The following is a 24,389-nucleotide window of genomic DNA, read 5'->3' as shown; positions in this document are numbered from 1 at the left end:
ATTCGCGGTCCTGCATACGCGTGATGTTAATGACTACATCCGTTCCGGCGCGGACACGCCGATCAGCTTCAGCACGTTCGCGATGACTGTGCGAACGGCACCCAGCAGTACGAGACGCGCTGCGGTTTGCTCCGCGTCTTCCGTAATAACGCGTTCCGCTCTGTAATAGCTGTGGAGCATAGCGGAGATTTCATACACATAGCGCACGAGCCGATGCGGAGCATAGTTCTCGGCTGCAACGCCGATCTCTTCCGGCAGTTCGCCCATTTTCCGCAGCAAATCGTATTCGTGTTCCGCCGTCAATTTTTGCAGGTTCACACTCTCCGGCGAAGGAATCGCCACGCCTTGTTCTTCCGCCTGACGGAAAATGCTGCAAATCCGGGCGTGAGCATATTGCACGTAATACACCGGATTTTCATTGGATGTCGAAATCGCCAGATCCATATCGAAATCAAGATGCGAGTCCATGCTGCGCATCGTAAAGAAATAACGAATGGCGTCGACGCCGACTTCGTCCATCAAATCAACCATCGTTACCGCTTTACCGGTCCGTTTCGACATTTTCACCTTCTCGCCGTCCTGGAACAGGCTGACCATCTGGGCGATCAATACCGTCAATTTCTCCGGATCCTTACCGAGAGCCTGCATGGCCGCCTTCACGCGGGGAATATAACCATGATGGTCGGCGCCCCAAATGTTGATCATCCGGTCATAGCCGCGTTCGTATTTATTCCGGTGGTAGGCAATATCCGGCGTCAAATACGTATAGGTTCCATCGTTCTTAACGAGAACGCGGTCCTTATCGTCTCCGTATTCGGTCGTCCGCAGCCAGGTCGCACCTTCCTGCTCATAAGTCTGGCCCTTATCGCCCAACTCCTTCAGCGAGGCCTCGACTTGGCCGTCCTCATACAGCGAAGTTTCGCTGAACCAGATGTCAAAACCGACGCGGAAACGGCCGAGATCGCGCTGGATCTTCGCCAATTCCTTCTCCAATCCGTATTTCCGCAGGAATGCCTCGCGCTCTTCCGGAGACTGCGACAGCAACGTGTCGCCTTTCTCTGCAACGAGCTCCTTGGCAAAGCCTTTAATATCCTCGCCGTGGTAGCCGTCCTCCGGCATCTCCGCATCCTGGCCCAGCTCTTGCAAGTAACGGGCCTCGATCGATTTGCTCAGGTTGGCCACCTGATTGCCCGCATCATTAATATAGTACTCCCGGGTAACTTCATAACCGGCAAAATCAAGCACGTTGCAAAGCGCATCACCGACAGCGGCGCCGCGGGCATGTCCTAAGTGCAGGCTGCCCGTCGGGTTGGCGCTGACGAATTCGACTTCAACCTTCTGCCCGTTACCTACACCAATGCGGCCGTAATTCTCTCCCTGCGCGTACACCTGCTCCACTACCGGGTAGAGATAGCTTTTGCCGAGCGTAAAGTTGATAAAGCCCGGTCCCGCGATTTCGGCTTTCTCGATGCCAGCTTTGGCGTTATCCAGATGACTGAGGATTTCCTCCGCGATTTGGCGCGGGTTTTTCTTCGCGATTCGGGACAACTGCATCGCCGCGTTCGTAGCGAAGTCGCCGTGCGCCTTGTCTTTCGGCACTTCCAGCACGATAGCCGGTATTTCTTCGCGCTGCGCCAGCCCGGCGCCGACAATCGCTTCAATGACGGCATCCTTCAGGGCCTGGTTGATTTGTTCCAATGGATTTTGACTCATGATTTAAACTTCCTCCCGTATATGTAAACTAATGGCGAAATGTCCCGACAATTCTTCATGCACAAATAAATCGTATTCCCAAGCGATATGGCCAAAGGCTCCGTTAAGCCGCGTCTCCAGCGTTCGCGTGTGCGTGGACAGGTTGAACTTCGTAAACGGAGAACGGTAAAATCCGGGCAGCTTGCGCCCGACCTGAAACGTCTGCTCCGACTCCACTTCGCCGTGACGCATGATTTTCAGCTCGCCACCGGAGATTTTGACCATCGTTCGCGTCGTTCCCCCGGTCGGTCCTTGCTCGGGTTCTTCATATTTAATGTAGGCCGTATCCCCCCGGACAAAAACCTCTCCCGTCACTTCCTGAAAAGTTTCTTCTCCGTTCTGGCGGCTAGTGATCACTATTTTGGCTCTGCTCTGATCCGGCATGTCCCAAATCCCCAATCTATATATTACATTGTTTCCTATTGTACTACTATATCCAGTTCAATGTTTCAATTCAATACAGGTAAGGTTTCGCTCCAGTTAAGAGAAAAAAGAAACCCGGTCAGAAACCGGGCTCTCTCCATGTGCTTTGCGTTGATACTTATATATGAATGTTTCACGTTACTTGCCGTTTAAATACGTGTTCAAAAAGTCGACTTTTTAGCACCGAGAAGGTTGGATGAAGGCGGGACTGAGGAGCGGAGCGTAGGCAAAACCTACGTGAGCACCGGAAGGCCCGCCTGAATTCAAGATTCGATGTCGGTTAAGGATCCTGAAATGCTTCGTGATCAAAAGGTGACTTTTTGAACAACCTCTATAAATCAAACTTGATATTCCAGCTAACCCCGCCGTCTTTGGTAAAATAGATCGCCGCATCATCCGGATTGGTGACGACGAGCCAGCCGGTCTTCTTTGCCGGAAAAGCAATTTTCGCTTCAAATCCGGCAAGCGTTGCCGGGACGTTGCTCCAGGTTTTGCCTCCGTTAAAAGAGCGTCCCAATCCGACCTTGCCCGCTGCCGGGGAACCCCCGGCCAGGTAGACAGCGCCGTCCGCGATGACCAGATTCCCGGGATGTCCGCCGGGATTCGCCGGTCCCCGCTCCGCTACGGCTTTCCCCGAACCGGGTGCCGGTCCGCCACCGGCGGTGCTTTGCGCGATGACGCGCACCCAGTTCTTCCCGTTATCCGCGCTGGCATAAAGGGAATAGGAAACCTGGGACATGCCGGATTCCCCGCGCACAAGCACCCATACCTGTTCTCCGCTGCTATAAATTTCACCGCCGATGCCTCCCGAGACGGCTAGCGACTCACGCCAATGGCGTCCGCCGTCCACGGTCTTCATCAGTTGGATTCCTCCGCCGGGCTTCACCGTCATGGCCCATCCCCGCTTAAGGCCTCCATCCGCAGGAAACAGCGCAGCCCGTGTATTAGCGGGCGTCGGAATCCGGGCCCAAGCGTTTCCGCCATTTTTGGTCACATAGACCGCGTTTCTTGTATACCCGACTACAGTCTCGGCATTATGAACATCGATTCGTTGCAAGGATTGCCCTGCAGTATAAACGTTAGCCCACTTCGAGCCCCCGTCTTTGGTACGTATCAAGTTGAGATTCTGTGATTTCCCCGCCCGGGCCAAAGCCCAGCCCTTCACATTGTCCGGAAAATCGATCTGCTCAAACTGCCACTGCCCCGTATAAATCTCCTGCCAATGGCAGCCGCTGTCCGACGTCCCGATCAAAAAACCGTTCCCGGCTGCACGCCCTGTCGATGTACTCAAAAAATCAATGTCGCTGAACTTCAGTGGATCCTGATCGGCACCCGCTCTTTGCCGCTTCAGGTTTTGCAGTAATCCGTGATCACCCTGCCCGCACTTCCCTTCCCCTGCTGCAGTCGCTTTTGTCGGCGATAAACCTGGGATATTCCCTATGCCCAGGATCAAGCCAATACATAGCACCGGAAGAAGCCAAAACCGGACTTGTTGTTTGTTCATACTTCGACACCTCCGTTACCTTACTATTACCCGTTTCGGCGAAAAATGGGACAACCCGTGTTCCGGAGAAAATGAAAAAGCACCGCCCCCCGCTAATTAGGCTTACGGGAGGTGGTGCTCAAGTTTATATTTCGAAATCGTTCCGAAGCTTCGATTACTTCACAAATCCAAGCAGCATTTCGCGGATCAGCTTCGCCGCCACGATTTGCGTTTGCTCGGTCGGATCATAGATCGGAGCGACCTCCACGAGATCGCAGCCGACAACGTTCACATCGGAGCCCGCGATCAGATGCACGGCCTCAAGCAATTCCTTCGAGGTAATGCCGCCGGCTTCCGCCGTTCCTGTGCCGGGAGCGCAGGACGGGTCGAGCACGTCGATGTCGATCGTCACGTAGACCGGACGGTGTCCGAGCTTCGGCAGCGCGCTCTTCAGCGGAGCAGCCACATCGAACGGATAGAAGTTGATATTTTCGCGTCCGTATAGGAACTCTTCTTTGGAGCCCGAACGGATGCCGAATTGGTAGATGTTCTTGCCTCCCATCAATTCGGCCGCTTTACGTACCGGCGTCGAGTGGGACAGCGGCTCGCCCTCGTAATGTTCGCGCAAGTCGGCGTGCGCGTCGATATGGATCAGAGCCAGATCCGGGTACTTCTCATACATCGCCTGAATAACCGGCCAAGTAACAAGATGCTCGCCGCCGAGACCGATCGGGAATTTATCGTCGGCCAGCAAACCGCGGACATACTCGCCGATCACTTCCAGGCTGCGCCCGGCGTTGCCGAACGGCAGCAGGAGATCGCCTGCATCAAAATAAGTGGCATCCAGAATGCTCTTGTCCAGATAAGGGCTGTATTCTTCCAGTCCTACCGAGGCTTGACGAATACGGGCCGGACCGAACCGGGAACCCGGACGGTAGCTGACCGTGAAATCCATCGGCATCCCGTAGATTACCGCTTTGGAGGACGCATAGTCCTCGGAACTACAAATAAATACGTTGCCTGAATAAGCTTGATCCAGTTTCATTCTTTTTCTCTCCCTCTATTTCACAAGATCTTCCACGAATTTCGGCAGCACGAAGGCTGCTTTATGCAAACGTGGCGTATAGTATTTCGTATCGAGATCTGGGATCTTCGTCTCGTCGACCTCGAGCGGATCATACTTTTTGCTGCCCATGGTGAACGTCCACAAACCGCTAGGGTAAGTAGGGATGTTGGCACCATATACGCGGACGATCGGGAAGATTTCTTTGACATCCTTGTTGACCTTTTGAATCAGGTCGGCCTTGAACCAAGGATTGTCCGTTTGCGCAACGAAAATGCCGTCTTCCTTCAACGCTTCGTGGATGCCCTGGTAAAATCCGCGTTCAAACAGCGGAGCCGCCGGGCCCACCGGTTCGGTCGAGTCGACCATGATCACGTCGTATTTGTTCTTGCTTTCGATAATATGCATATATCCGTCGTTCACCTGAACCTCAACCCGGGGGTTATCCAGTTCGCCGGCGATTTCCGGTAAGTATTTTTTCGAATATTCGATTACTTTTCCGTCAATTTCAACGAGAACGGCCTTTTCCACCTGGGGATGCTTGATCACTTCGCGGATCACCCCGCCATCGCCGCCGCCTACGACAAGCACGTGCTTAGGATTCGGATGGGTAAACAGCGCCGGATGGGCCACCATCTCATGATAAACAAACTCGTCCTTAACCGTCGTCATCACCATACCGTCGAGCACGAGCATCCGCCCGAATTCTTCGGTATCGATCATCGCCAGGTCTTGAAAATCCGTCTTCTCCGTCACTAATGTCTCACGAATCTTTGCTGTGATGCCGAAGACGGGTGTTTGCTTCTCCGTATACCACAATTCCATCGTACAACCCTTCTTTCCGCCAGAATAGTGTTTGAATCATCGTTCACCCATACCAAACAAAATTGATAATAACACAGTTGGTGTTCGCTGTGCGAGTGATTTGCCGCCAAATGTTCCCGCTAATTTACGCAATAAAAAACGGCTGGCTCCCTATTATCGGAAGCTTCACCGTTTCTATACCCAATTATGCATCCTCCACCACGCCCAAAGCGCGATTCTTCTCTTTAAATCGGCTGTTGTGGGAGGAAACGTAGGCTACCTTATCGGCATCCGGCTCCATGTACAGCTTGGCGCTGTTCACGGCTAAGGCCGCATCCGTAAAGGACCCGGCAATCAGCCGGACCTTGGTCTCATAGTCGACGAAATCGCCGGCCGCAAACACTCCCGGAATGTTGGTCGCCATTGTCCCCGAGACCTCCGCCGTCCACTCGCCCATGTTCAGCCCCCATTCCCGAATCGGGCCGAAGTCGCTGCGCATTCCGTGATTGACGATAACGGCATCCACATCGATCGTGTCCTCGAAGTTCCCGTCGACGTGAGAGATCGTGACTTGCCCGATCGTTTCGCCGTCCTGACTGTGCAGTTTATCGACGAGGCAAGAAGTCCGCACATCCACGGAAGAAGCCCGCATCCGGGCTACGTTCCGATCATGTCCGCCGAACTCCTCGCGGCGGTGAACGATCGTGACCCGGGCCGCGATGCTCTCCAGCTCGTTGGCCCAATCCACCGCTGAATCTCCTCCGCCGGAAATGAGCACCTTCTTCCCGCGGAATACCTCCAGTTCCTGCACCGTATAATGAAGATTCGTCACTTCATATCGGTCGGCTCCTTCAATTTCGAGCTTGGCCATTTTCCGGATCCCGTATCCGATCGCCATGATCACCGTGCGCGTCCAATGCCGCTGGCCCGATTCCGTAGTCAGGATAAACGTGCCGTCCTCCTGCTTCTGAAGCCGGCTCACCTGCTCGCCCAGCACGATCGTCGGATCGAAGGTTTTTGCTTGCTGTACCAATTGCTTGATCAGCGTCCCGCAAAGTGTCGGCGTTACGCCGCCTACGTCCCAGATCATTTTCTCGGGATAGATCAGCATGCGTCCGCCCAGCTCCGGGTTCGCATCGATCAGCTTCGTCTTGAGGTCCCGCATCCCGCTGTAAAAAGCGGAATACATTCCCGCGGGTCCTCCCCCAATGATAGTCACGTCATATAGATCCAAAGGTCTCGACATCTTATATTCCTCCAGTGCAAATTTGCTCCTAGTTACGTCCATCGCTGCTTCTCCTGTCATCAGGAGACTAGCTCGGCCATCCCGAATTGGGCACGGTGCAGGCGGCTGTTGGCTCCTCCGGCTTCCATAAGCTCATAATGAGTCCCTTCCTCGGCGATTCCCTGCTCGGCGACCTACCCCTCCTAAAAAACGCCATATAGTAATTAATTAACATTCTAATTGATAATGATTATCATCGTCAACTAAATATCGCCCTATCGTCCTGCTACCCTTCATGAATAACCTTAATAATCTGTCCCATACTAGAATTATCCAGCGTTAAGCATGCTGCGAGTTTTTACGACATATCCGGCATTTTCCTTTATTCATCCAAGCCAGGATTAAAACGAGGAGGACCCTTATGCATAAACTTGTCCGCAGCCAGCGCAAACCGCGGCGCAGCCGTCTTCTGAGGCTGTTGAAATATACGTTGTACACAAGCCTGTTTGGTGCGGCGCTTTTTGGTTTTACCCTGTTGTATTTATCGCAATCTGGTCTTCCTCCGGCGGATTCGGCTAAAAATTCGCAGCTTATTGATCTTAAAGGGCAGGCCGTTACTGTATTTTCCAGCAGCGAGCGCAACCGGCAGCCTGTGGGGTTAAATGAAATATCCCCTTGGCTGATCAAAGCGACTTTGGCGGTGGAGGACCGGAAATTTTACGATCACTTCGGCTTCGATATCAAAGGAATGTTAAGAGCGATGTTCGTCAATTTGAAGGAGATGGATAAGGTACAAGGGGCCAGCACCCTGAGTCAACAGTTGGCGCGGAATCTCTATCTTTCGCACGAACGCACGTGGTCGCGCAAGCTTAAAGAGGCCAAACTCACGACACAGTTGGAAATGAAATATAGCAAAGATGAAATTTTGAATATGTATCTTAATGAAATTTACTACGGACGGGGAGCGTATGGTATTGAGGCAGCCTCGCAAATGTATTTCGGCAAACCGGCAAAGGAGCTGGGCTTAGCTGAGAGTGCCATCCTGGCCGGCATTCCGAAAGGTCCCACCTATTATTCTCCCTACAACCATATGAAGAACGCCAAGGACCGTCAAAAAATCGTCCTGTCGGCCATGGTCCAGACGGGGTCGATTACTCAGAAGCAGGCCGATGAAGCTTATAATCGTTTGCTGTCCTTCAACTCTCCGCAACAGCGGACCCGTACCGACGCGGCTCCTTATTTCCGGGACTATATCCGGAATATTGTGGTGCATGATCTGGGTTTTGAAGAGAGTCTGCTGGAGCATGGCGGACTTCGCATCTACACGACGCTGGATATGGATGCCCAGCGGGCGGCGGAGGCGGCTGTTGCCTCGGAGCTACAAAACAGTCCGGATCTGGAGGCGGCTCTCGTCTCCATTGATCCAAGGAACGGGTATGTCAAAGCTCTTGTGGGCGGAGTGAATTACGGAACGAGCCAGTATAACCACGTATTCGCAACAACCCGGCAGCCTGGCTCCAGCTTCAAGCCGATCATGTATCTTACAGCCCTGGCCTCGAAAAAAATGACGCCCGTCAGCACATTCAACAGCCAGCCTACGCTGTTCCACTATGACGATAACCGCAAAACCTACAGTCCCAAAAACTATGGGGACAAATACCTTGGCGAAATCGATATGCGCAAGGCGATTGCGGCGTCGGACAATATTTATGCGGTGAACACGATTCTGACAGTGGGAGCGGACCAGGTCATCGAGCTGGGCAAAAAAATGGGAATCACGAGCCCCATGGAGGCCGTCCCTTCTTTGGCGCTGGGAACTTCTCCGGTCAGTCCTTTCGAAATGGCTACCGTATTTTCCGTGATCAGCAATCAAGGGCAAAAGGTCACGCCCATCGCCGTGCTTAAAATTACGGACGAGGAAGGGCATACGCTCTATAAAGCTCCGCAAGCGAAGGAGCAGGAGCAAGTGATCGAGCCGGCCGCCGCCTATGTGCTGACACAGCTCATGGAGAGCGTGTTCGAAATCGGCGGCACCGGCAACCGGGTATCGGCCGAGATCAAACGGCCGGTGGCCGGCAAGACCGGAACGACCAGCACGGATGCGTGGCTGGTCGGGTTTACGCCGGAGCTGTCGACGGCCGTTTGGGTCGGTTACGACAAGGGCAAGACGCTTGGCACGGCCGAGTCGCGTAAAGCGGCACCGATTTTCGCCAATTTTATGGAGAAAGCACTGGAAAAGGTGCCGCCGAAAATTTTTCCGATGCCAAGCGGCGTGGTGAGCGTGTACATCGACTCCGCCACCGGCAAGCTGGCCACGGCCGATTGCCCGGACAAGAAGCTGGAGGTGTTCGTGCAGGGCACGGAACCGACCGAGTTCTGTACGGCACACGGCGAACAGCCGGCCGAGCCGCTGCCGGTAGAAGAGAAGCCGGAGAGCCATTCCTGGTGGAGCGATCTGAAGCGTTGGTGGATGGAGTGATAAAGTAAGGGGCTTATCATGAAACGGGGTTGACCGTTACCGTATGAATGACCGAGCACCGCACGCCGGGATCGCGTGCGGTGCAGTTTCTAACGAACTCAGCGAACCTTATTTGGCCAAATTACAGCGGCTTGAGATTCTAACGAACCCCAGTAGCCTTAATTCGCGGATTTAGCAGAATTCTTTTGCTAAATCCACCTAATAGCGCCGCTGGAGTTCGTTAGATCTGTTTTGCGGCCATTTCTTCGTCAATAAGCGCTGTACGGTTCGTTAGTAGACGGAATTACGCGGCGAGCTGTCAGGGCCTCATTTGCCTTGCGTTCCCAAAAGCGGTTTATATATTATTAGGGTAAAACTGACGAGGGTTGAACGCCAATTCTGGAGTCTCTTTAGCCAATACTCCGGAACCGGAATGGCAAAAATCCGAGGAGGTCTAAGTTCATGCAATCCATTCCTAATAACTTCAGCGCGGGGGAACTGCTCCCGCTGTCCTTCTATGCCCGCTCGGCGTTGGAGACGGCTCCCCTGTTGTTGGGGCAGACGCTCGTCCATGAGACCGATGAGGGTGAAATCCGCTGCCGGATCGTCGAGACGGAGAGCTATGGCGGCATCGAGGACAAGGGAAGTCATGCCTACGGCGGCCGGAGGACGGGCCGGACGGAGATCATGTTTGCCGAGGGCGGAGCCGCCTATATTTATTTGATTTACGGCATGTACCACTGCCTAAATGTGGTCACGGGGTCCCGGGACGATCCGCAGGCCGTCCTGATCCGGGCCGTGGAGCCGCTGACGCAGCAGGACGAAGCGCTCATGCGCCTCCACCGCGGCTCCCGCGCGCGCCGGCCAGCCGACTTGTCGGGGGGTCCCGGCAAACTGTGCCGGGCCCTCCTGATAGACAAGTCGCTAAACGGCGTGCTGCTGCACAGCAGCGCCAGCCCGCTGCGCCTGGAAGCGGGCGCTCCTCCCCCGGCGCCGGCGTCATCGCCGGGGGACCCGCAGCCCGCCATCATCGCCGCGCCGCGCATCAACATCGCCTATGCGGCGGAGTACGCCGACATGCCATGGCGGTTTTATTACCGAGACAATCCTTATGTCTCGGTAATCGACAAAGAAAGGGGCATTCCCTATTAACCAGGGAATGCCCCTATTCTCCATAAGCCAGCTGCTCAAGTCTTTGTCAGCTGCCGGATCTTGGCGGCGATGACCGTTACCGGCACGACATGGTCGACGCAGTTTAGGCTGATCGCCGCCCGCGGCATGCCGAATACGACACAACTGTCCTGAGCCTCCGCGATCGTGGATTCGGCCCCCTGCCGCTTGGCCTGCGCCATCGCTTTCGCACCGTCGCTGCCCATGCCGGTCATCAGCACATAGTGCTTTTTCAAGTCCGGCAAAGCGGAAACGGAATCAAACATGACATCGACCGAAGGACGGTGTCCGTTTTGAGGAGGTTCCTGATGCAAGGCGATCCGAACCCCATCCCTCTTTTTGGTCAAAGTCATATGGAATCCGCCGGGTGCAATATACGCAGTCCCTCCCTGTACGAGTTGGCCATCCTCCGCCTCCACGACACGTATCCGGCACAAGTTGTTTAAGCGCTGCGCCAGTGACAAAGTGAACTTGGGCGGCATGTGCTGAACAACGAGCACAGGATACGGAAAATCAGCCGGCAATCCGGTCAGCACGGTCTCCAAAGCCTTCGGCCCTCCCGTCGAAGTACCGATCGCCACAATTTGGCGGAATTCCTTGGCCGCTTCGGGCACAGCACGCTTCGGCTCCCATACGGTCTGCGGAACCCCGCCTCGACGAGCGGCGATCAGCACCGAAAGCGGGGTGCGGGCCGCCGCCTTGATTTTGCCGATGATCTCTTCCCTGGCTCCGGTCAGACCGGTGCCCACCGATCCCGACGGCTTCGCTATAAAGTCAACCGCACCGCTCTGCAGAGCGGTGATGGTTTCCTCCGCTCCCTCCTTCGTCAGGGAACTGAGCATGACCACCCGCGTAGGCAGCTCCTCCATGATTTTGCCCAACGCTTCGATTCCGTTCATTTCCGGCATTTCGATATCCATCGTCACTACGTCCGGCCGCAGCTCCTTGACCAGCTTGACACCTTCAACGCCGTTGCGGGCGGTACCGACGACCTGGATATTCTCATCCTCTTCCACCAGTCGAACGATCATTCTGCGCATAAACAGCGAATCGTCAACGACCAGTACTTTGATTTTCTCCATGACCGGTATCTTCCTTCTATATGTTTTGTAAATTTACTGTTTCTTTCTGTAAAAAAAGGTCTCCGTCGCTTCAAGCCCATACTGCTGAGGTTGAAAAATCTGCTCCGTTCCCCCGATGAACAAGTAGCCGCCGGGTCTCAGAGCTTGGCTGAACTTCGTGAAGATCGCTTCCTTGGCTTCATCGGTGAAATAGATCAGCACATTCCGGCAAACGATCAGATCGAAGCCCGTCTCATAACGGTCGGCAAGCAGATTATGCCGCTTGAACTGCACACATCGCTTGATTTGGTCCGAGATCTGATATCGCTCGCCCTGCTTAGTAAAATAGTTATTCAGATGCGCCTTCGGCACATCTTTTACCGCAGCCGCCGCATAATTTCCGATTTGAGCCCGTTCAATCACATGTTGGTCCAAATCCGTGGCTAGCAGCCGGATATCTCTCAGTTCCAGAAATTCGGACAGCAGCATAGCCATAGAGTACGGTTCTTCTCCCGTCGAACAGGCGGCGCTCCAGCATTTCGGCTTGGGACTGAGTTTCATAAGCTCGGGAAACACCTTATCCCTCAGCACATCCCATCGCTGCGGATTCCGGAAAAACTCCGACACATTGATGGTCATCTGGTCCAGAAACTCAGCATATAAGTCAGGTTGGCTTGAAAATGCATTATAAAAATCAACAAAGCTGGCAAAGCCTCTTCTTTCGCGCAAACTGTTCAATCTGCGCTTCATTTGCGGTTCTTTATATAAAGCCAAATCAATGCCGGATTTTGTCTTCACTAGTTGGACAAACCGCGCAAAATCCTGATTAGGCTGCAGAGAGGTCAACATGCCTCATTTCGCCTCCTTTTAACTAAGACACGGTTTTACCGCCCATTTTTGCGATGATGCCCGCGATCTCCATAATCAGGGCCACGCTTCCGTCGCCAAGAATCGTTCCGCCGGCAATTCCGGTCACTTTGCCGATGTAGGAACCTAGCGACTTGATTACGATTTCCTGGTTGCCGATCAGTTCGTCTACCACCAAAGCCAGCCGCTTCTCGGCCGAACCGACGATGACCAGAGAAATATTTTGCTTGGCCGCCGACGATTTCGGCAGCTGAAAATACTCATGAATCCAGGCTACCGGAATCACCTGGTTGCGGAGCAGGATTACCGATTGCCCCCGCACCGTAACGATGTCTTCCCGGGTCACTCTCACGATTTCCGATATATTGCTCATAGGTATAATGAAAGTTTGAGCCGCAAGCTTTACAAGCAATCCTTCTATGATCGCCAGGGTCAGCGGCAATTTGATTTTGAAGGTTGTCCCTTTACCGACCGTCGTATGAATTTCGATCAGGCCGTTCAATTTCTCGATATGACTCTTAACGATGTCCATTCCGACGCCCCGCCCGGAGACTTCGCTGACGACCGCTGCGGTGGAGAAACCCGGACTGAAGATCAAATCGACCGACTCCATCTCCGACAAATAGGAAGCCTCCTCGGGAGAAATGACCCCTTTGGCAATGGCGGAAGCCCGGATCTTCTCCGCATGAATCCCGGCCCCGTCGTCTTCCACGTAGATGACGACCTGGTTATCTTCATGAGCCGCCCGGATGGTCAAGGTACCCTTGGCCGCCTTGCCGTTTGCCGTTCGTACTCCAGGGTCTTCAATCCCATGGTCCACAGCATTTCGGATTAAGTGAATCAACGGATCGGCAATTTCCTCGATCAGCGTCCGGTCCAACTCGGTGTCTTTTCCCTCTATCACCAATTCGATCTCCTTGCCAAGATCACGTGACAAGTCCCGGATCATCCGTGGAAACCGATTAAAAAGCTGTTCGATCGGAAGCATCCGCGTTTTCATCACACTCTCCTGCAAATCTCCGATAATACGCGACAAATGATCGGAAATATGACCGAGCTCTTCCACCGAATCATCCGTAAAACGTCTTCTCTGGGTGCGTTCGACCTGATGAATCCGGGTTTGGTCAATCACCAGCTCACCGACCAGATTCATCAGATGCTCCAGGCGTTCGACGCTCACCCGAATCGTCTGCGATTTGGCTTTGCCGGACGTCTGGCCCGAACCCTCCTCCGGACCTGCCGTTTTCACGGCCGTCTGCACAGTTGAAGGCTGGACAAGCTCGATTTCCTCGGAGGAAACGGCCTCAACCAATACGGCTTCCACATCCATTAGCGCCAAAGTAAAGGCCTCCAGTTCCTCCTGCCCCCGGTCGCCCGCATGGAGATAAAGGATCTCTGTCGCTCCCTCGGCCTGCTCCTCCAGCTCTTCCAAATCAGGTTGGGTATACAATACTTCCCCTAACTCAGCAAGGCTGGACTGGATGACAAATGCCCTCGCCCCCTTGATCGGACAGGAGCTTGAAATCCGTACGGAAATCCAATTGACCTGGCGGCCCTGATCCAGACATTCGCTTGCCTTAAGCCGGTAATTGAGTGCCAATACCGGTTTTGCTTTTGCTGCATCGGTCTCCGCGTAACCGGTGATCTCCTCGGTCTCCGGAAGTTCTACCGTTTCCGCCGCCTCGGCATCTTCGGTTCCGTTAGCAAAGCTCTGAAGCTGCCGGACACAGGCCGAAATATCGATTCCCGTTCCGCCTCCGCCATCCACAATATCAAGCTTCAATAGCTTCAAGTGATCCAGAGCTTGAAACAATCGATCGATTAAAACTCCGGTTACCGTTCTTTTCCCGCTTCGCACCAGGTCCAGCAGTTGCTCCATCTCATGCGTCAATTGCTTCATGATATCAAAGCCCATGGCCGCCGAGGAACCTTTCAACGTATGGGCTGCGCGAAACAGGGCCTGCACGATTCGGGAGGAGTCCTCCTCCCGTTCCAGCTTCAGAATCTCCTCATCCATCAGTTGAAGCTGTTCTTCCAGCTCCTCCAGAAATACTTCTCTATATTCAGACAGCACGCCGGTAAGCCTCCTTATTCATGCAAAAGAACTTCGTCCAGTCTCAAGATGCCGACCAACCCGCTCTCCGCAAGCCCGATTCCCGTAAAAAAGCTTCCCTGTACGCCCCCGACCCGCTCGGGAGGAGGCTGAATATCCGTAAATGTCGTCACCTTGTTCACCCGGTCCACGATGATGCCGACCGCCTCTTCCTGGTGATGAATGACGACGATCCGGCTGCTCTTGGTGTACTCCGCCTCTTCACTGCCGAACAGACACCGCAGGCTGATTACAGGAACAATCCGGCCGCGCAAATTGATAACGCCTTTGACGTATTCCGTTACGTTAGGAATGGCCGTGATCTCCTGAATTTTGATGATTTCATGTATATCCTGAATGCGAATGGCGTACTGCTCTTGTTCAATTCCAAACTCAATATACTGTTCCTGGCTGCTTGCCTGCATGTCCACTCCCGCCTCCCGCATGATTAAATTTTGAATGCCGCAACCATGCGGTTTAACTCTTCGGCAAGCTCGGCCAATGCCCCGGCCGTCGATGCCGTTTCCTCACTGCTCGCCGCCGTTTCTTGCGTCGCAGCCGAGATGCTTTCAATCGCGGCCACCACATCGCTGGCTTGAGCAGCCTGCTCCTCGCTCGCTGCGGCAATCTCCATGACCCGGCTAGCCGACTCGCTTACCATCGTTGAGATATTGCCGAAAGCCTCTCCGGATTTCTCGGTAGAGAGCACGCCCGCTTCCACGGCTTTAACCGTTTCCGTTGTATTATTCTGCATGCCCTTAATAATGCTTGTAATCTGTTTCGTGGCTTCTCCGCTTCGCTCCGCCAATTTCCGCACCTCATCCGCCACGACGGCAAATCCCCGGCCCTGATCCCCGGCTCTCGCCGCTTCAATAGCCGCATTCAAAGCCAACAGGTTCGTCTGCTCCGCGATGTCGTCTATAACCTCGATGATCTCACCTATACGCGTGGAATCTTGCTCCAAGCGGAGAACCTGACGACTTACCGTACTCATTTCTTCTACGGAGCGTCCAACAACCGCCCCTCCTTCATCGGCGACGCTAGCGGTTTTATTCGCCAATTCCGAAGCCGACGACGCGCTGGCAGCTACCGAGTTGATCGCGCTGGACAGTTCCTTGAACAATTCATTGATCGTTTGCACGGCATAAGCCTGATCTCCGCTGCCCGAAGCCAGTTCTTCGGAGCCTGCGGAAATTTGCTGGGAAGCCGCAGCAACCTGGGAAGCATTCAAGCTGACTTTTCCAAGCATAGTTCTCATGCTTTGCGAAATTTCATGGAATCCCCGGCCCAACACGCCAATTTCGTCATGTCTGCGCAAGATCGGTTCCGGTAACTCCTTGGTGAAATCCCCGCGAGCCATGTGCTCTCCGACCTCTACGGCTTGTTTAAGCGGTTTTACGATACTTCCGGTCAGCAACACGATGATGACCCCTAATATAAGCAGGGTTACGACACCCGCGGCAATAATTGATGTTAACAGCTTGTCAGCATCAGCCGTAACTTCCTTCATCGGCACTACCGTAGCTACCGACCACGGGGTTTCCGTATTGCCTATTGAGATCGGGGTATAAAGAAGGTAGTTCCCCTCCCAATTCCCCGTGTAAGTGCTCCCTTGGGAAATTGATTTCATAATATCCTCGGAATTGGCAGTTTGAAATGCCTCGTCCATTTTCTTGCCAATTACGCTTCTGTCCGGATTGGTGACGATCGTCCCCTGGTTCGAGTAAATATGAGCGAAACCGGTAGTGTAAAGTTTGAACTGTTCCATCATGCTCTGAAGATATTCCAGTTCGATATCCATACCGATCACCCCAACTACTGAACCGTTCTCCCTGATCGGGACAACCATCGACGTCATCATGACATCCTTCCCGTTAATTTGGTAATTGTACGGATCCAGGATCGTTTCCTTGCCCTGGCTCTTAACAGTTGCATAAAATCCGTCTTCGCCTTCAATATCATCCGCTGTAAGCGTGCTTAGCTCTAATCCATGATCCGTGCGCTTCCAATAAGGAAGCCATCTTCCATCCTCGTTGGAGCCCGGAGCGTTCCGGTATAATCCGTCTTTGCCATCAAAGGCGTTCGGTTCCCAGATCGCCCATACCCCTATATAGGAAGGATTATTATCTATCACATTTTTAAGGATGGTATTGACCGTGTTCCGATTCGTCGTACCGCTCTGCTTCAAACTCTCCGTGGTTTCGGCCAAACTGCGGGCCACCCCGATGGCTTTGTCAAATTCCAGCTGAACGTTGGCTCCGATTTTTTCGCCTGAGATTTGCGAAAGCGAGATAGCCGTATCCATGGCTTCATTTTTGGTAGTGATTCCAATTACGGTCAGCATGCTTCCGAGGAGAATAACGATCGACCCGAGAATCGTGACCAGCATACGCGTCCGTAACTTCATAGAAAACCCGGTTTTTTTTAACTTCACATTTGCCCCCACCTAGTTATGAATTCACTTTAAACACTGAAACAGAATGATTCAATTCTTCCGCCAGTCCGGCAAGAGACTGAGCCGCCGAGGCCGTTTCTTCGCAGCTTGCCGCCGACTCCTCGGTTACTGCAGATATATTTTCCACCGCCGACATCACCTCGGCCGACTGGGCTGCCTGCTGCTGGCTGGCCGCTGCAATTTCGGTTACTTTGCTTGCGGACTCGCCGACCTTGTTGATAATGTTCTCAAAGGCTTCGCCCGTCTGCTTGGAAAGTGCAACCCCGTCGCGGGTAGCCTTCACGCTTTGACGCGTATTTTCCTGCATGCCCTTAATAATATCGGTGATCTGTTTCGTAGCCTCGCCGCTGCGTTCCGCCAGCTTCCGGACTTCATCGGCTACAACGGCAAACCCTCTGCCTTGATCCCCCGCCCGCGCAGCCTCAATCGCCGCATTCAGGGCAAGCAGGTTCGTCTGCTCCGCAATATCGTCAATCACTTCGATAATTTCGCCGATCCGGTTTGAATCCTCTTCCAGTTTCGTCACATGCACATTGACCAGGTTCATGCCTTCCACGGACGAGCGAACGACTTTTCCGCCTTGCTCGGCAATGTCCATCGTATCCTCGGAAATGTCCGATGCCTGTTCGGCAATCCGGGCTACCGCGTGTGTTGCGGCCGTTAATTCCTTGAATAACTCGTTAATCGTTTGCGCCGCATGAGCCTGACCCGAGCTTCCTCCAGCGATCTCTTCCGTACTGGCCGAAATTTGCTGGGCTGCAGCCGAGACCCCCTCTGCGGTGGTAACTACTCCACCGACGATGCCCCGCAGGCTCAAAATCATCTCGTTCATGGAAACTGCGAGTTGTCCGACCTCGTCCTTGGAAGTAATCTCCGCCGTTTCCGTCAGGTCGCCCTTCGATACTTGGTCAACCAGGTCCACTACTCTACGGAGCGGATTGGAGATACTTCGCGATAAAAACACGGCGAAGACTACACTAAGCAGTACCGATATTACGAGCACTATGAAAGTGGTATTCCGCGAATCCAGATATACTTGATTCCCCTGTGCGCTGCGTTCGTCCGCCAGCTTTACGTTCAAGGTAACCAATTCTTGAAGGAGATCCATGACCGTATCCCCATGCTTATCCATATCACCCTTCAGCAGTGCATGAAGTTCCTCTGTCTTGCCTTCGTAGATCAGATTTCTAGCCTCGTTCAAGTCTTGTTTGAAAACCTCCCAATCCGGACTTAAAGACTCCAGGAGGTCTTCTTCCGCACTGGTCAACTCCGTGCTTTGGTACTGACCGATATTTGTTTCGACTTCACTAATAAAGCTGTCGATTTTCTGATTATACTCATCTCTGTCTTCCTTGCTGTCGGCCAAGGATTGCATGTCGCGGATATTCACCCGAATTCTCTGATATAATCCCAGAGCACCGGACATATCCCGAACCGGTACCAGATTGTTGTCATACATGTCGGACATACTGTCGTTCAATTTATCTATACTGCTTAGTCCAAAGTAGCCTATGAACACCAATAAAACGGCCATAATCAGAAATCCAAAGTATAATTTTACCGAAATTTTCATATTGCGAAACCAGCTCATGATTACCCCTCGCTATCCCTGTCTTTAATTTGTTCCAGCTCTGCCTCAAGATGCTCCAAAATCAGTTCCAGTTCTTCTCCCGATAAGCTATCCTCATGATGGAAATTAATGAACTTCACTTGTTTAACCGCCCTCATTTTCGATCTTAAGCTCCTAATGTCTTTCTTATGGATTCCAGAACCCGTTCCTCTTGAAACGGTTTGACTATAAAATCTCTGGCACCGGCTTGTAGAGACTGCACTACCATCGATTGCTGCCCCATCGCCGAGCACATGATGATCTTTGCGTTAGGATCGAGCTGCTTAATCAGTCTTACAGCTTCTACCCCCTCCATGACCGGCATCGTAATGTCCATGGTCACGAGGTCCGGCGATAAGGCTTTGTACTTTTCCACCGCCTCAAGCCCGTTCTCGGCTTCACCCACGATCTCATATCCTTGTTTGCTCAAAATGTTTTTTAGCATCAATCGCATAAAAGCCGCGTCATCAACAACCAAAATTTTATGCATGTCCTTCCTCCTTAACCTTGCAGCAGCAAAATCGCGTTGACCGGGCCGACGGCCTCCAAATGTACGGTCACCCGGATCCCGCGTTTAAATCCGTATAATTGAAGCTGCCCCACCATCACCGTCGGAGGGGTGATGTCAATGTGTTTGCCCCGGTTTGACAGAAGCGTCGATGTATTTCCGGCGATCATATTCGCCATTTCACCGACGAAGCTGTGAAGCATCTCTCCCTCCAGAGGCATGCCGCACATATTCTCGCTAAGCTTGGTGAAGATTCGGCTTTCTCCTTCTATAACCAGGCGTCCCTCCATATCTCCTACGATCCCTATCAATACGCCGACATCGCTTTGTATCAAAGTTTGATCGAACAAATTAGGCGCATCAACCCGCGTGGGACAGCTAAATATATGCTTTATCGATTCAATGGCGCTGTTCAGCAAGTCCGTTGCTCCTTCATACTTTTGCACTAAGCACAACCCTTTCTTCTGTGATGAATGTCCTATTTTTATGGTACCCTCATGATACACGCGCGTGAGGCAATGGTAACCGAAAAAGTCTTGCGTGAGCCCGCAAAAAAATTGCGGAGTTTTGTAGAATGTTGTTAATTTCTGTCGAAAAACAAAAAAAGACCACCTGTTGACGTCAAGAATGACGATAAGGCGGCCTTCTTTCTATTGATTTTGTCCCTGAAATCTGTATCGCACAAAACCAGGACGATTTACCTAGATGTATAAGTCCAACTTTTCCTCCATCAGAGTTTGGATATATTAACCTTTTACTGCCCCAGCTACTACACCATCGATAATGCTCTTCTGCATAATTAAGAAGAAGATAACCAGAGGCAGTGTAGATAGCACAAGCATCGGGAAGAATGACGTCCAATCCGTGGAAAACGGACCGACGTTTTTATAAACCTCCTGAAGCAAGACTGCCTTTGTGGGATCCTGCAGAAACAGAAGGGGCGTTAAGAAGTCGTTCCAGATTGCCAGTGCGTCCAGAATGGCTACCGTAGAAACGATCGGTTTAAGGAGCGGGAATATGATGCTCAAAAAGGTTCTGAACGTGCCATAACCATCGATCGCCGCCGCTTCTTCCAGTTCTATGGGCACTGTATTGATAAAGCCCCGGAATAAAAATATCGACAGCGGCAGGTTAATACAAAATACATCAATCAATATGACACCGGGAAGCGTGTTCATCAAATGCAGGCCCGCGATAATTTTATACAGCGGAATGATTGCGATTTGAAAAGGGATGATGAGTCCGACCATAAATATAGAGAACATCCATTTAAATATTAATCTGTTGCTCCTTGCAATAACGTAAGCAGCCATGGAAGAAATCAGAATTAGAATTATTACGGCAATTCCGGTGATTAATAAATTGTTTGTGAACGCTCTCGGGTAGTTCATAGCCGTAAATGCTTCGATATAATTACCGAAATTCCACGTTGTCGGCAGACCAAGCGGTCTTGCGGTGGCTTCTGCCGGTGTTTTGAAGGTGGTTACCAACAGATAGTATATTGGGAGCAGCATCACCGCTCCAATGATGGCATAAAGGCAATTAAAAGTAACATTCTTGAATTTTTGTGTCCGGATCATGCGATTCTCTCCTCCCATTTGTTCAAGAAGAAGGTGATGATTTGAGTTAGTGCAAATACGATGACGAAGAAAACGACGGCAAAGGCCGATGCATACGCGGTCCGTCCGGAATTAAACCCTTCTCGGATCAGCGTTGTCATGATGGTCTCTGTTGCATAGCCTGGACCGCCTTTTGTCATTGCAAAGACGACGTCAAACACCTTCAATCCGCCGATGAGACTCATTAAAATATTGAACGAAGCGGCGGGATACAAAAGAGGGAGCGTAACTTTACGGAACGTTTGAAGTTTGCCTGCACCATCTATTTCGGCGGCTTCATAAAGCGAACCATCGATACTCTTCAGATTGGCGATATAGATGACCATACTCCAACCCGTCCACTGCCACACCTGCGTGGCCAGCACGGAAAATAGCGCAATTTTGCCGTTTCCAAGCCAGTTGACCGGAGTGCCTCCAAAAAACTGAATAATATTGTTTAACAATCCATAATCGGCCGATGTCATAATGTATTGAAACAAAAATCCCACAACTAAAATACTGAGCACCGCCGGCAAGAAAAAGATCGATTTGACCATATTGGCCATAATCCCTTTTCGATTCAGCAGGACAGCAAACAAGATGGCGAATCCATTCTGAAGCACCGTGATCACTAATGCATAAGTAATTGAATGTTTAATAGCCGCTATATTCTTGGTATCTGCAAATAGACTTGCATAGTTATCCAATCCGACAAAATTAAAATTCGGTTTATATACGGACCAGTTTGTCAGGCTGTAACCGAAGCTCATAAGCGACGGTACGATAAACAGTAGAAGAAAACCGATAAAGGCCGGGAGTATCATCAAAAGAAAAACCCTGTCTCTTCGCTTCGTATTCACTGGTGTCTCTCCTCCCCAATTCGGACTAGAGAGAAATAAAAACCGGGGAGCTCATAATCAAGCAGCCGGTTTTTATCTCCCGCAGGGTCCCTTTTCTATTTCAACGAATCACGCATGACCTGATTAACTTGATCTGCGTCTTCAAGCGCTTGTTTGATCGTCTTAACTCCGGCAACTACTTCCTGCAGGGACTTTCCGTACCCTTCCACGACAGGATTGCCCGACACCCAAGCTGCTGTCCATGGAGCATACACATTGCCGGCTTTAAAGGCTTCTTCGCAGTCCGCATAAATTTCTCCCAAATCCACTTCTACGCCCTTCAAGAAAGAACTTCCTGCGTTATCTTTAATCAAAGCTTGCTGCGCTTCAGGAGTGGCCGTTAAATCAAGAATCTGGAGCACCTCAGCCTTGTGCTGGGTCTTGGCGTTGACGGCAAATGCGGATCCTGGCCCGCCTACAAGCCAACCCGGTCCTTCTTCCGATCCGGGAATCGGGAACATTCCAAGCTCAAAATCCGGGCTTTTCTCCATAATCGTTCCCACAGCCCAAGGGCCGCTTTCCCACATAGCTGCTTTACCCGTAGCAAACTCATCCAATGCCTGATCATAGCTCAATCCGAGCATATCTGGAGTAAGAATACCTTCCGTAATCATCCGCGACCAATTTTCAACGTACGGCAACCATGCCTCCGAAAGCTTGGCTTCTCCGTTGTTGAATTTCTCGTCAAAATCTTTGTTGTCAGGATTAGAGTAGAAGTCATTATTCACAAGTCCGATGCTTTGTTTCATCATAGGTTCCCAAGACTGGGCACCCATGATCTGAGGCTTGATTCCTTTAGCCGCTAAATCTTTATGGATCTGAATGAACTGGTCGAACGACTTCGGCACCTCGATCCCTTGTTCCTTGAAGATTTTCTTATTGTAGAAAATACCTTCATACCAGCTTTGAAGCGGCGTAGCATAAACCTTGCCGTTTACGGAGTAGGGTGCGAGACCGGCATCCGCATATTTGGAAGTAAAGCTCTCATTGGTCAGATCCATGAGAAAGCCCGCGTTTGCCAAAAGACGGGTTTCGCCGCCCACTTCGATAATGTCCGGTCCTTGCCCAGCCTGGAGCTGGGAGTTCAGTACGTTGTTGAAGTTGTCGAGAGCAACAAATTCAAAAACGATCTTAATGTTAGGAAGCTTCTCATCCAGCATTTTCAAATACGTTGCCCGTGAGGATTCGGCATTGTATGCCATAATTCTAATCTCCACCGGTTTGTCCGCGTCCTTGCTCTTTTCGGCAGAATTGGAGACGTCATTTCCTCCGTTTGTATATGACAAAGTTATTGAATTTCACCCGGATAGAGGGGGGAATTTCCAGTCGTTTGAAAGCGATTGCACAATATTACGCTGTGCGCAAAACTTCTATAACTTTATTACTTTTGAGGATCTTTCTGAAGTTCAAGTACAATCGGCATTCCTGCTTGCGGTGTAAGTACCCGGACTTCCCCTTCGCTTACAATCGTGTTTCCTTCAAATAGCCAGCGCCCCCGGGGAATGCTCACCTCCCGGCTAGCTTTACCCTTCTCGTAAATCGGTGCGACAAGCGTATGACTGCCGAGCATAAACTGATTCGTTACTCTCTCGAATCCTTCCCCCGGGAATTGATACTCCATGAAGCGCAGCATAGGTTCCCCGCTGCTCACCGCCGCTTTAAAGCTGTCTTCTCTCTGGGACTCATATTGACTTCGGAGTTCCAAGTGGCGGTGAATGATCTGAAGATGATCCGGTGACAACACCCGCCATGGGGCTGCAGAAAATTGTATTGCAGGCATCAGACAAGCAATTTCGCTGTGACGACAGAATAGTTCTTCATCAAGACCGCTGTCTTCAAGTTGTTGGAAGTTCAAATACTCCCCGCCCCCTACCATATCGGGACACGAGAATGGATGGCCCGTTATGCCTTGAAGCAGGCTGTCAGGGATCAATGCAGCAATCCCTTTATTACCCCAGCCATGCTCTTTATCGCATAACCGCTGGAATAAGGAATATCCTCCGGCCCGAAAGGTGACCCGGTACTCGTTCAAGGCATATTTTTGCCCGTATTCCGCCCACAATCTCGATTGTTCGTTTGGAGTCACATTTCCGAAGGTCAGGTGACCTTCCCGATAATAGATGCTGTCCCCGGCATCGAACTTGAATCCGTCCACTCCAATTTCTTGCAACGCCTGCAGCTGGCGGTCGAACCAGGCTACCGCTTCCGGATTGGAGAAATCAAGTACAGCCGAGTATCCATTCCACCATTCGCATATATACGGCTTTCCTTCTGCAGTTTTGATCAGCAAACCTTTGTCACGCGCTTCCCGGTAGGCAACCGTATCCGGCGTAATAAACGGACAAACCCAGAGCATGACCGAGAATCCCATATCGTGCACCTTGTTTATAAACTTGGCCGGATCGGGGAATTTACCGGAATGGAAACTCCAATCGCCGTAATATTCGCTCCATCCGTCATCAATCATAAGTACACCGGGTTCAAACCCGTTTTGAACGATGCTGTTCGCATAATGCAGTAAATCCTTCTCATTCTGGTGAAACGTAAGCTCTATCCAACTGTTAAAGATCGGCTTATCCAGAAGAGCCCGGGAAAGATTCACCGGTTTAAACGGGAAATGTCTCTCCATAGCGGCAAGATAAGCCCCTCGCAGCGTGCCAAATCCGCCTTCGCACCGAACATCATCCGGAACAACGATATTTCCCCGATCAAAATGAATGGGAAATCCCGCGTCCTTCCATATATATCTTCCCTTGGACGACACGAACAACGGCATCGCCTGGTTTGGAGTCGGGTTTGGATCAAGCTGAATCTCCAAATTATCCTCCGGACCCACGGGCATCCGTGTTCCGTCGCTTACACAACCGCCATACCAATACTCGTTCTCAAGCATTTGAATAATCATAAAAAAAGCCTCCCCCC

The 24,389-nt window shown here is 51.8% G+C and carries 21 protein-coding genes; 2 read left to right on the top strand and 19 right to left on the bottom strand.

From position 1 onward, the window contains the following. Window positions 1-33: 33 nt before the first annotated feature. From argS to NYE70_RS18795, 6 genes are all read right to left on the bottom strand, one after another. Window positions 34-1,713, bottom strand: a complete 1,680-nt coding sequence (argS, locus tag NYE70_RS18820; protein ID WP_341047383.1) for an arginine--tRNA ligase — start codon at window positions 1,711-1,713, stop codon at window positions 34-36. 3 nt (window positions 1,714-1,716) lie between these two features. Next, window positions 1,717-2,136: a DUF1934 domain-containing protein gene (locus NYE70_RS18815; protein WP_341047381.1), complete on the bottom strand. Its 420-nt coding sequence runs from the start codon at window positions 2,134-2,136 to the stop codon at window positions 1,717-1,719. Between the two features lie 370 nt (window positions 2,137-2,506). Then, window positions 2,507-3,679 carry a sialidase family protein gene (locus tag NYE70_RS18810; protein ID WP_341047379.1) on the bottom strand — a complete coding sequence of 391 codons (1,173 nt, stop codon included), beginning with the start codon at window positions 3,677-3,679 and terminating at the stop codon, window positions 2,507-2,509. 154 nt (window positions 3,680-3,833) lie between these two features. Beyond that, the gene (gene speB, locus NYE70_RS18805) at window positions 3,834-4,703 is read right to left on the bottom strand and encodes an agmatinase (protein ID WP_211024711.1); all 870 of its coding nucleotides are present in this window, start codon (window positions 4,701-4,703) and stop codon (window positions 3,834-3,836) included. 15 nt (window positions 4,704-4,718) lie between these two features. Beyond that, on the bottom strand, window positions 4,719-5,546 hold the full coding sequence (gene speE / locus NYE70_RS18800; RefSeq protein WP_211024709.1) for a polyamine aminopropyltransferase: 828 nt from the start codon (window positions 5,544-5,546) through the stop codon (window positions 4,719-4,721). Between the two features lie 184 nt (window positions 5,547-5,730). Then, window positions 5,731-6,771, bottom strand: a complete 1,041-nt coding sequence (locus NYE70_RS18795; RefSeq protein WP_341047634.1) for an NAD(P)/FAD-dependent oxidoreductase — start codon at window positions 6,769-6,771, stop codon at window positions 5,731-5,733. 400 nt (window positions 6,772-7,171) lie between these two features. Between NYE70_RS18795 and NYE70_RS18790 the strand changes: the two genes are divergently transcribed. Together NYE70_RS18790 and NYE70_RS18785 are read left to right on the top strand one after the other, a co-directional pair. After that, window positions 7,172-9,229 carry a transglycosylase domain-containing protein gene (locus tag NYE70_RS18790; protein WP_213656511.1) on the top strand — a complete coding sequence of 686 codons (2,058 nt, stop codon included), beginning with the start codon at window positions 7,172-7,174 and terminating at the stop codon, window positions 9,227-9,229. Between the two features lie 441 nt (window positions 9,230-9,670). Then, window positions 9,671-10,360, top strand: a complete 690-nt coding sequence (locus NYE70_RS18785; protein WP_213656510.1) for a DNA-3-methyladenine glycosylase — start codon at window positions 9,671-9,673, stop codon at window positions 10,358-10,360. 35 nt (window positions 10,361-10,395) lie between these two features. On the opposite strand, the gene NYE70_RS18780 is transcribed toward NYE70_RS18785, so the two are convergent. The 13 genes from NYE70_RS18780 to NYE70_RS18720 all read right to left on the bottom strand — a co-directional run bounded on the left by NYE70_RS18780 (window position 10,396) and on the right by NYE70_RS18720 (window position 24,372). Next, the gene (locus NYE70_RS18780) at window positions 10,396-11,460 is read right to left on the bottom strand and encodes a protein-glutamate methylesterase/protein-glutamine glutaminase (RefSeq protein WP_213656509.1); all 1,065 of its coding nucleotides are present in this window, start codon (window positions 11,458-11,460) and stop codon (window positions 10,396-10,398) included. 33 nt (window positions 11,461-11,493) lie between these two features. Beyond that, complete coding sequence (locus NYE70_RS18775; protein WP_213656508.1) at window positions 11,494-12,288, bottom strand: CheR family methyltransferase; 795 nt, start codon at window positions 12,286-12,288, stop codon at window positions 11,494-11,496. Between the two features lie 22 nt (window positions 12,289-12,310). Continuing rightward, the gene (locus NYE70_RS18770) at window positions 12,311-14,380 is read right to left on the bottom strand and encodes a chemotaxis protein CheA (protein ID WP_341047374.1); all 2,070 of its coding nucleotides are present in this window, start codon (window positions 14,378-14,380) and stop codon (window positions 12,311-12,313) included. A 14-nt stretch (window positions 14,381-14,394) separates the two neighbouring features. Then, the gene (locus NYE70_RS18765; RefSeq protein WP_341047372.1) at window positions 14,395-14,844 is read right to left on the bottom strand and encodes a chemotaxis protein CheW; all 450 of its coding nucleotides are present in this window, start codon (window positions 14,842-14,844) and stop codon (window positions 14,395-14,397) included. A 2-nt stretch (window positions 14,845-14,846) separates the two neighbouring features. Next, on the bottom strand, window positions 14,847-16,805 hold the full coding sequence (locus NYE70_RS18760) for a methyl-accepting chemotaxis protein (RefSeq protein ID WP_341047371.1): 1,959 nt from the start codon (window positions 16,803-16,805) through the stop codon (window positions 14,847-14,849). 43 nt (window positions 16,806-16,848) lie between these two features. Continuing rightward, window positions 16,849-18,444 carry a methyl-accepting chemotaxis protein gene (locus tag NYE70_RS18755; protein WP_341047370.1) on the bottom strand — a complete coding sequence of 532 codons (1,596 nt, stop codon included), beginning with the start codon at window positions 18,442-18,444 and terminating at the stop codon, window positions 16,849-16,851. A 2-nt stretch (window positions 18,445-18,446) separates the two neighbouring features. Then, window positions 18,447-18,581, bottom strand: coding sequence for a hypothetical protein (locus NYE70_RS18750; RefSeq protein ID WP_341047368.1), 135 nt, complete (start codon window positions 18,579-18,581; stop codon window positions 18,447-18,449). Window positions 18,582-18,589: 8 nt separating this feature from the next. Beyond that, window positions 18,590-18,952 carry a response regulator gene (locus tag NYE70_RS18745; RefSeq protein WP_213656504.1) on the bottom strand — a complete coding sequence of 121 codons (363 nt, stop codon included), beginning with the start codon at window positions 18,950-18,952 and terminating at the stop codon, window positions 18,590-18,592. An 11-nt stretch (window positions 18,953-18,963) separates the two neighbouring features. Further along, window positions 18,964-19,416, bottom strand: coding sequence for a chemotaxis protein CheX (locus NYE70_RS18740; protein WP_213656503.1), 453 nt, complete (start codon window positions 19,414-19,416; stop codon window positions 18,964-18,966). Window positions 19,417-19,716: 300 nt separating this feature from the next. Beyond that, complete coding sequence (locus tag NYE70_RS18735; RefSeq protein ID WP_341047365.1) at window positions 19,717-20,550, bottom strand: carbohydrate ABC transporter permease; 834 nt, start codon at window positions 20,548-20,550, stop codon at window positions 19,717-19,719. Continuing rightward, window positions 20,547-21,428: a carbohydrate ABC transporter permease gene (locus NYE70_RS18730; RefSeq protein WP_211024684.1), complete on the bottom strand. Its 882-nt coding sequence runs from the start codon at window positions 21,426-21,428 to the stop codon at window positions 20,547-20,549. The genes NYE70_RS18735 and NYE70_RS18730 overlap by 4 nt, the downstream gene beginning before the upstream one ends. A 95-nt stretch (window positions 21,429-21,523) precedes the next feature. After that, entirely contained in the window at window positions 21,524-22,753 is a 1,230-nt protein-coding gene (locus tag NYE70_RS18725) for an ABC transporter substrate-binding protein (RefSeq protein ID WP_341047364.1), read from the bottom strand. Between the two features lie 95 nt (window positions 22,754-22,848). Next, window positions 22,849-24,372 carry a glycoside hydrolase family 31 protein gene (locus NYE70_RS18720; RefSeq protein WP_341047363.1) on the bottom strand — a complete coding sequence of 508 codons (1,524 nt, stop codon included), beginning with the start codon at window positions 24,370-24,372 and terminating at the stop codon, window positions 22,849-22,851. Between the last annotated feature and the right edge of the window lie 17 nt (window positions 24,373-24,389).

Source organism: Paenibacillus sp. FSL R5-0407 (assembly GCF_038009185.1).
Taxonomy (GTDB): Bacteria; Bacillota; Bacilli; order Paenibacillales; family Paenibacillaceae; genus Fontibacillus; species Fontibacillus vini.
Note: the sequence above shows the minus strand (reverse complement) of the source record. Positions and strands in the feature narration are given on the sequence as shown.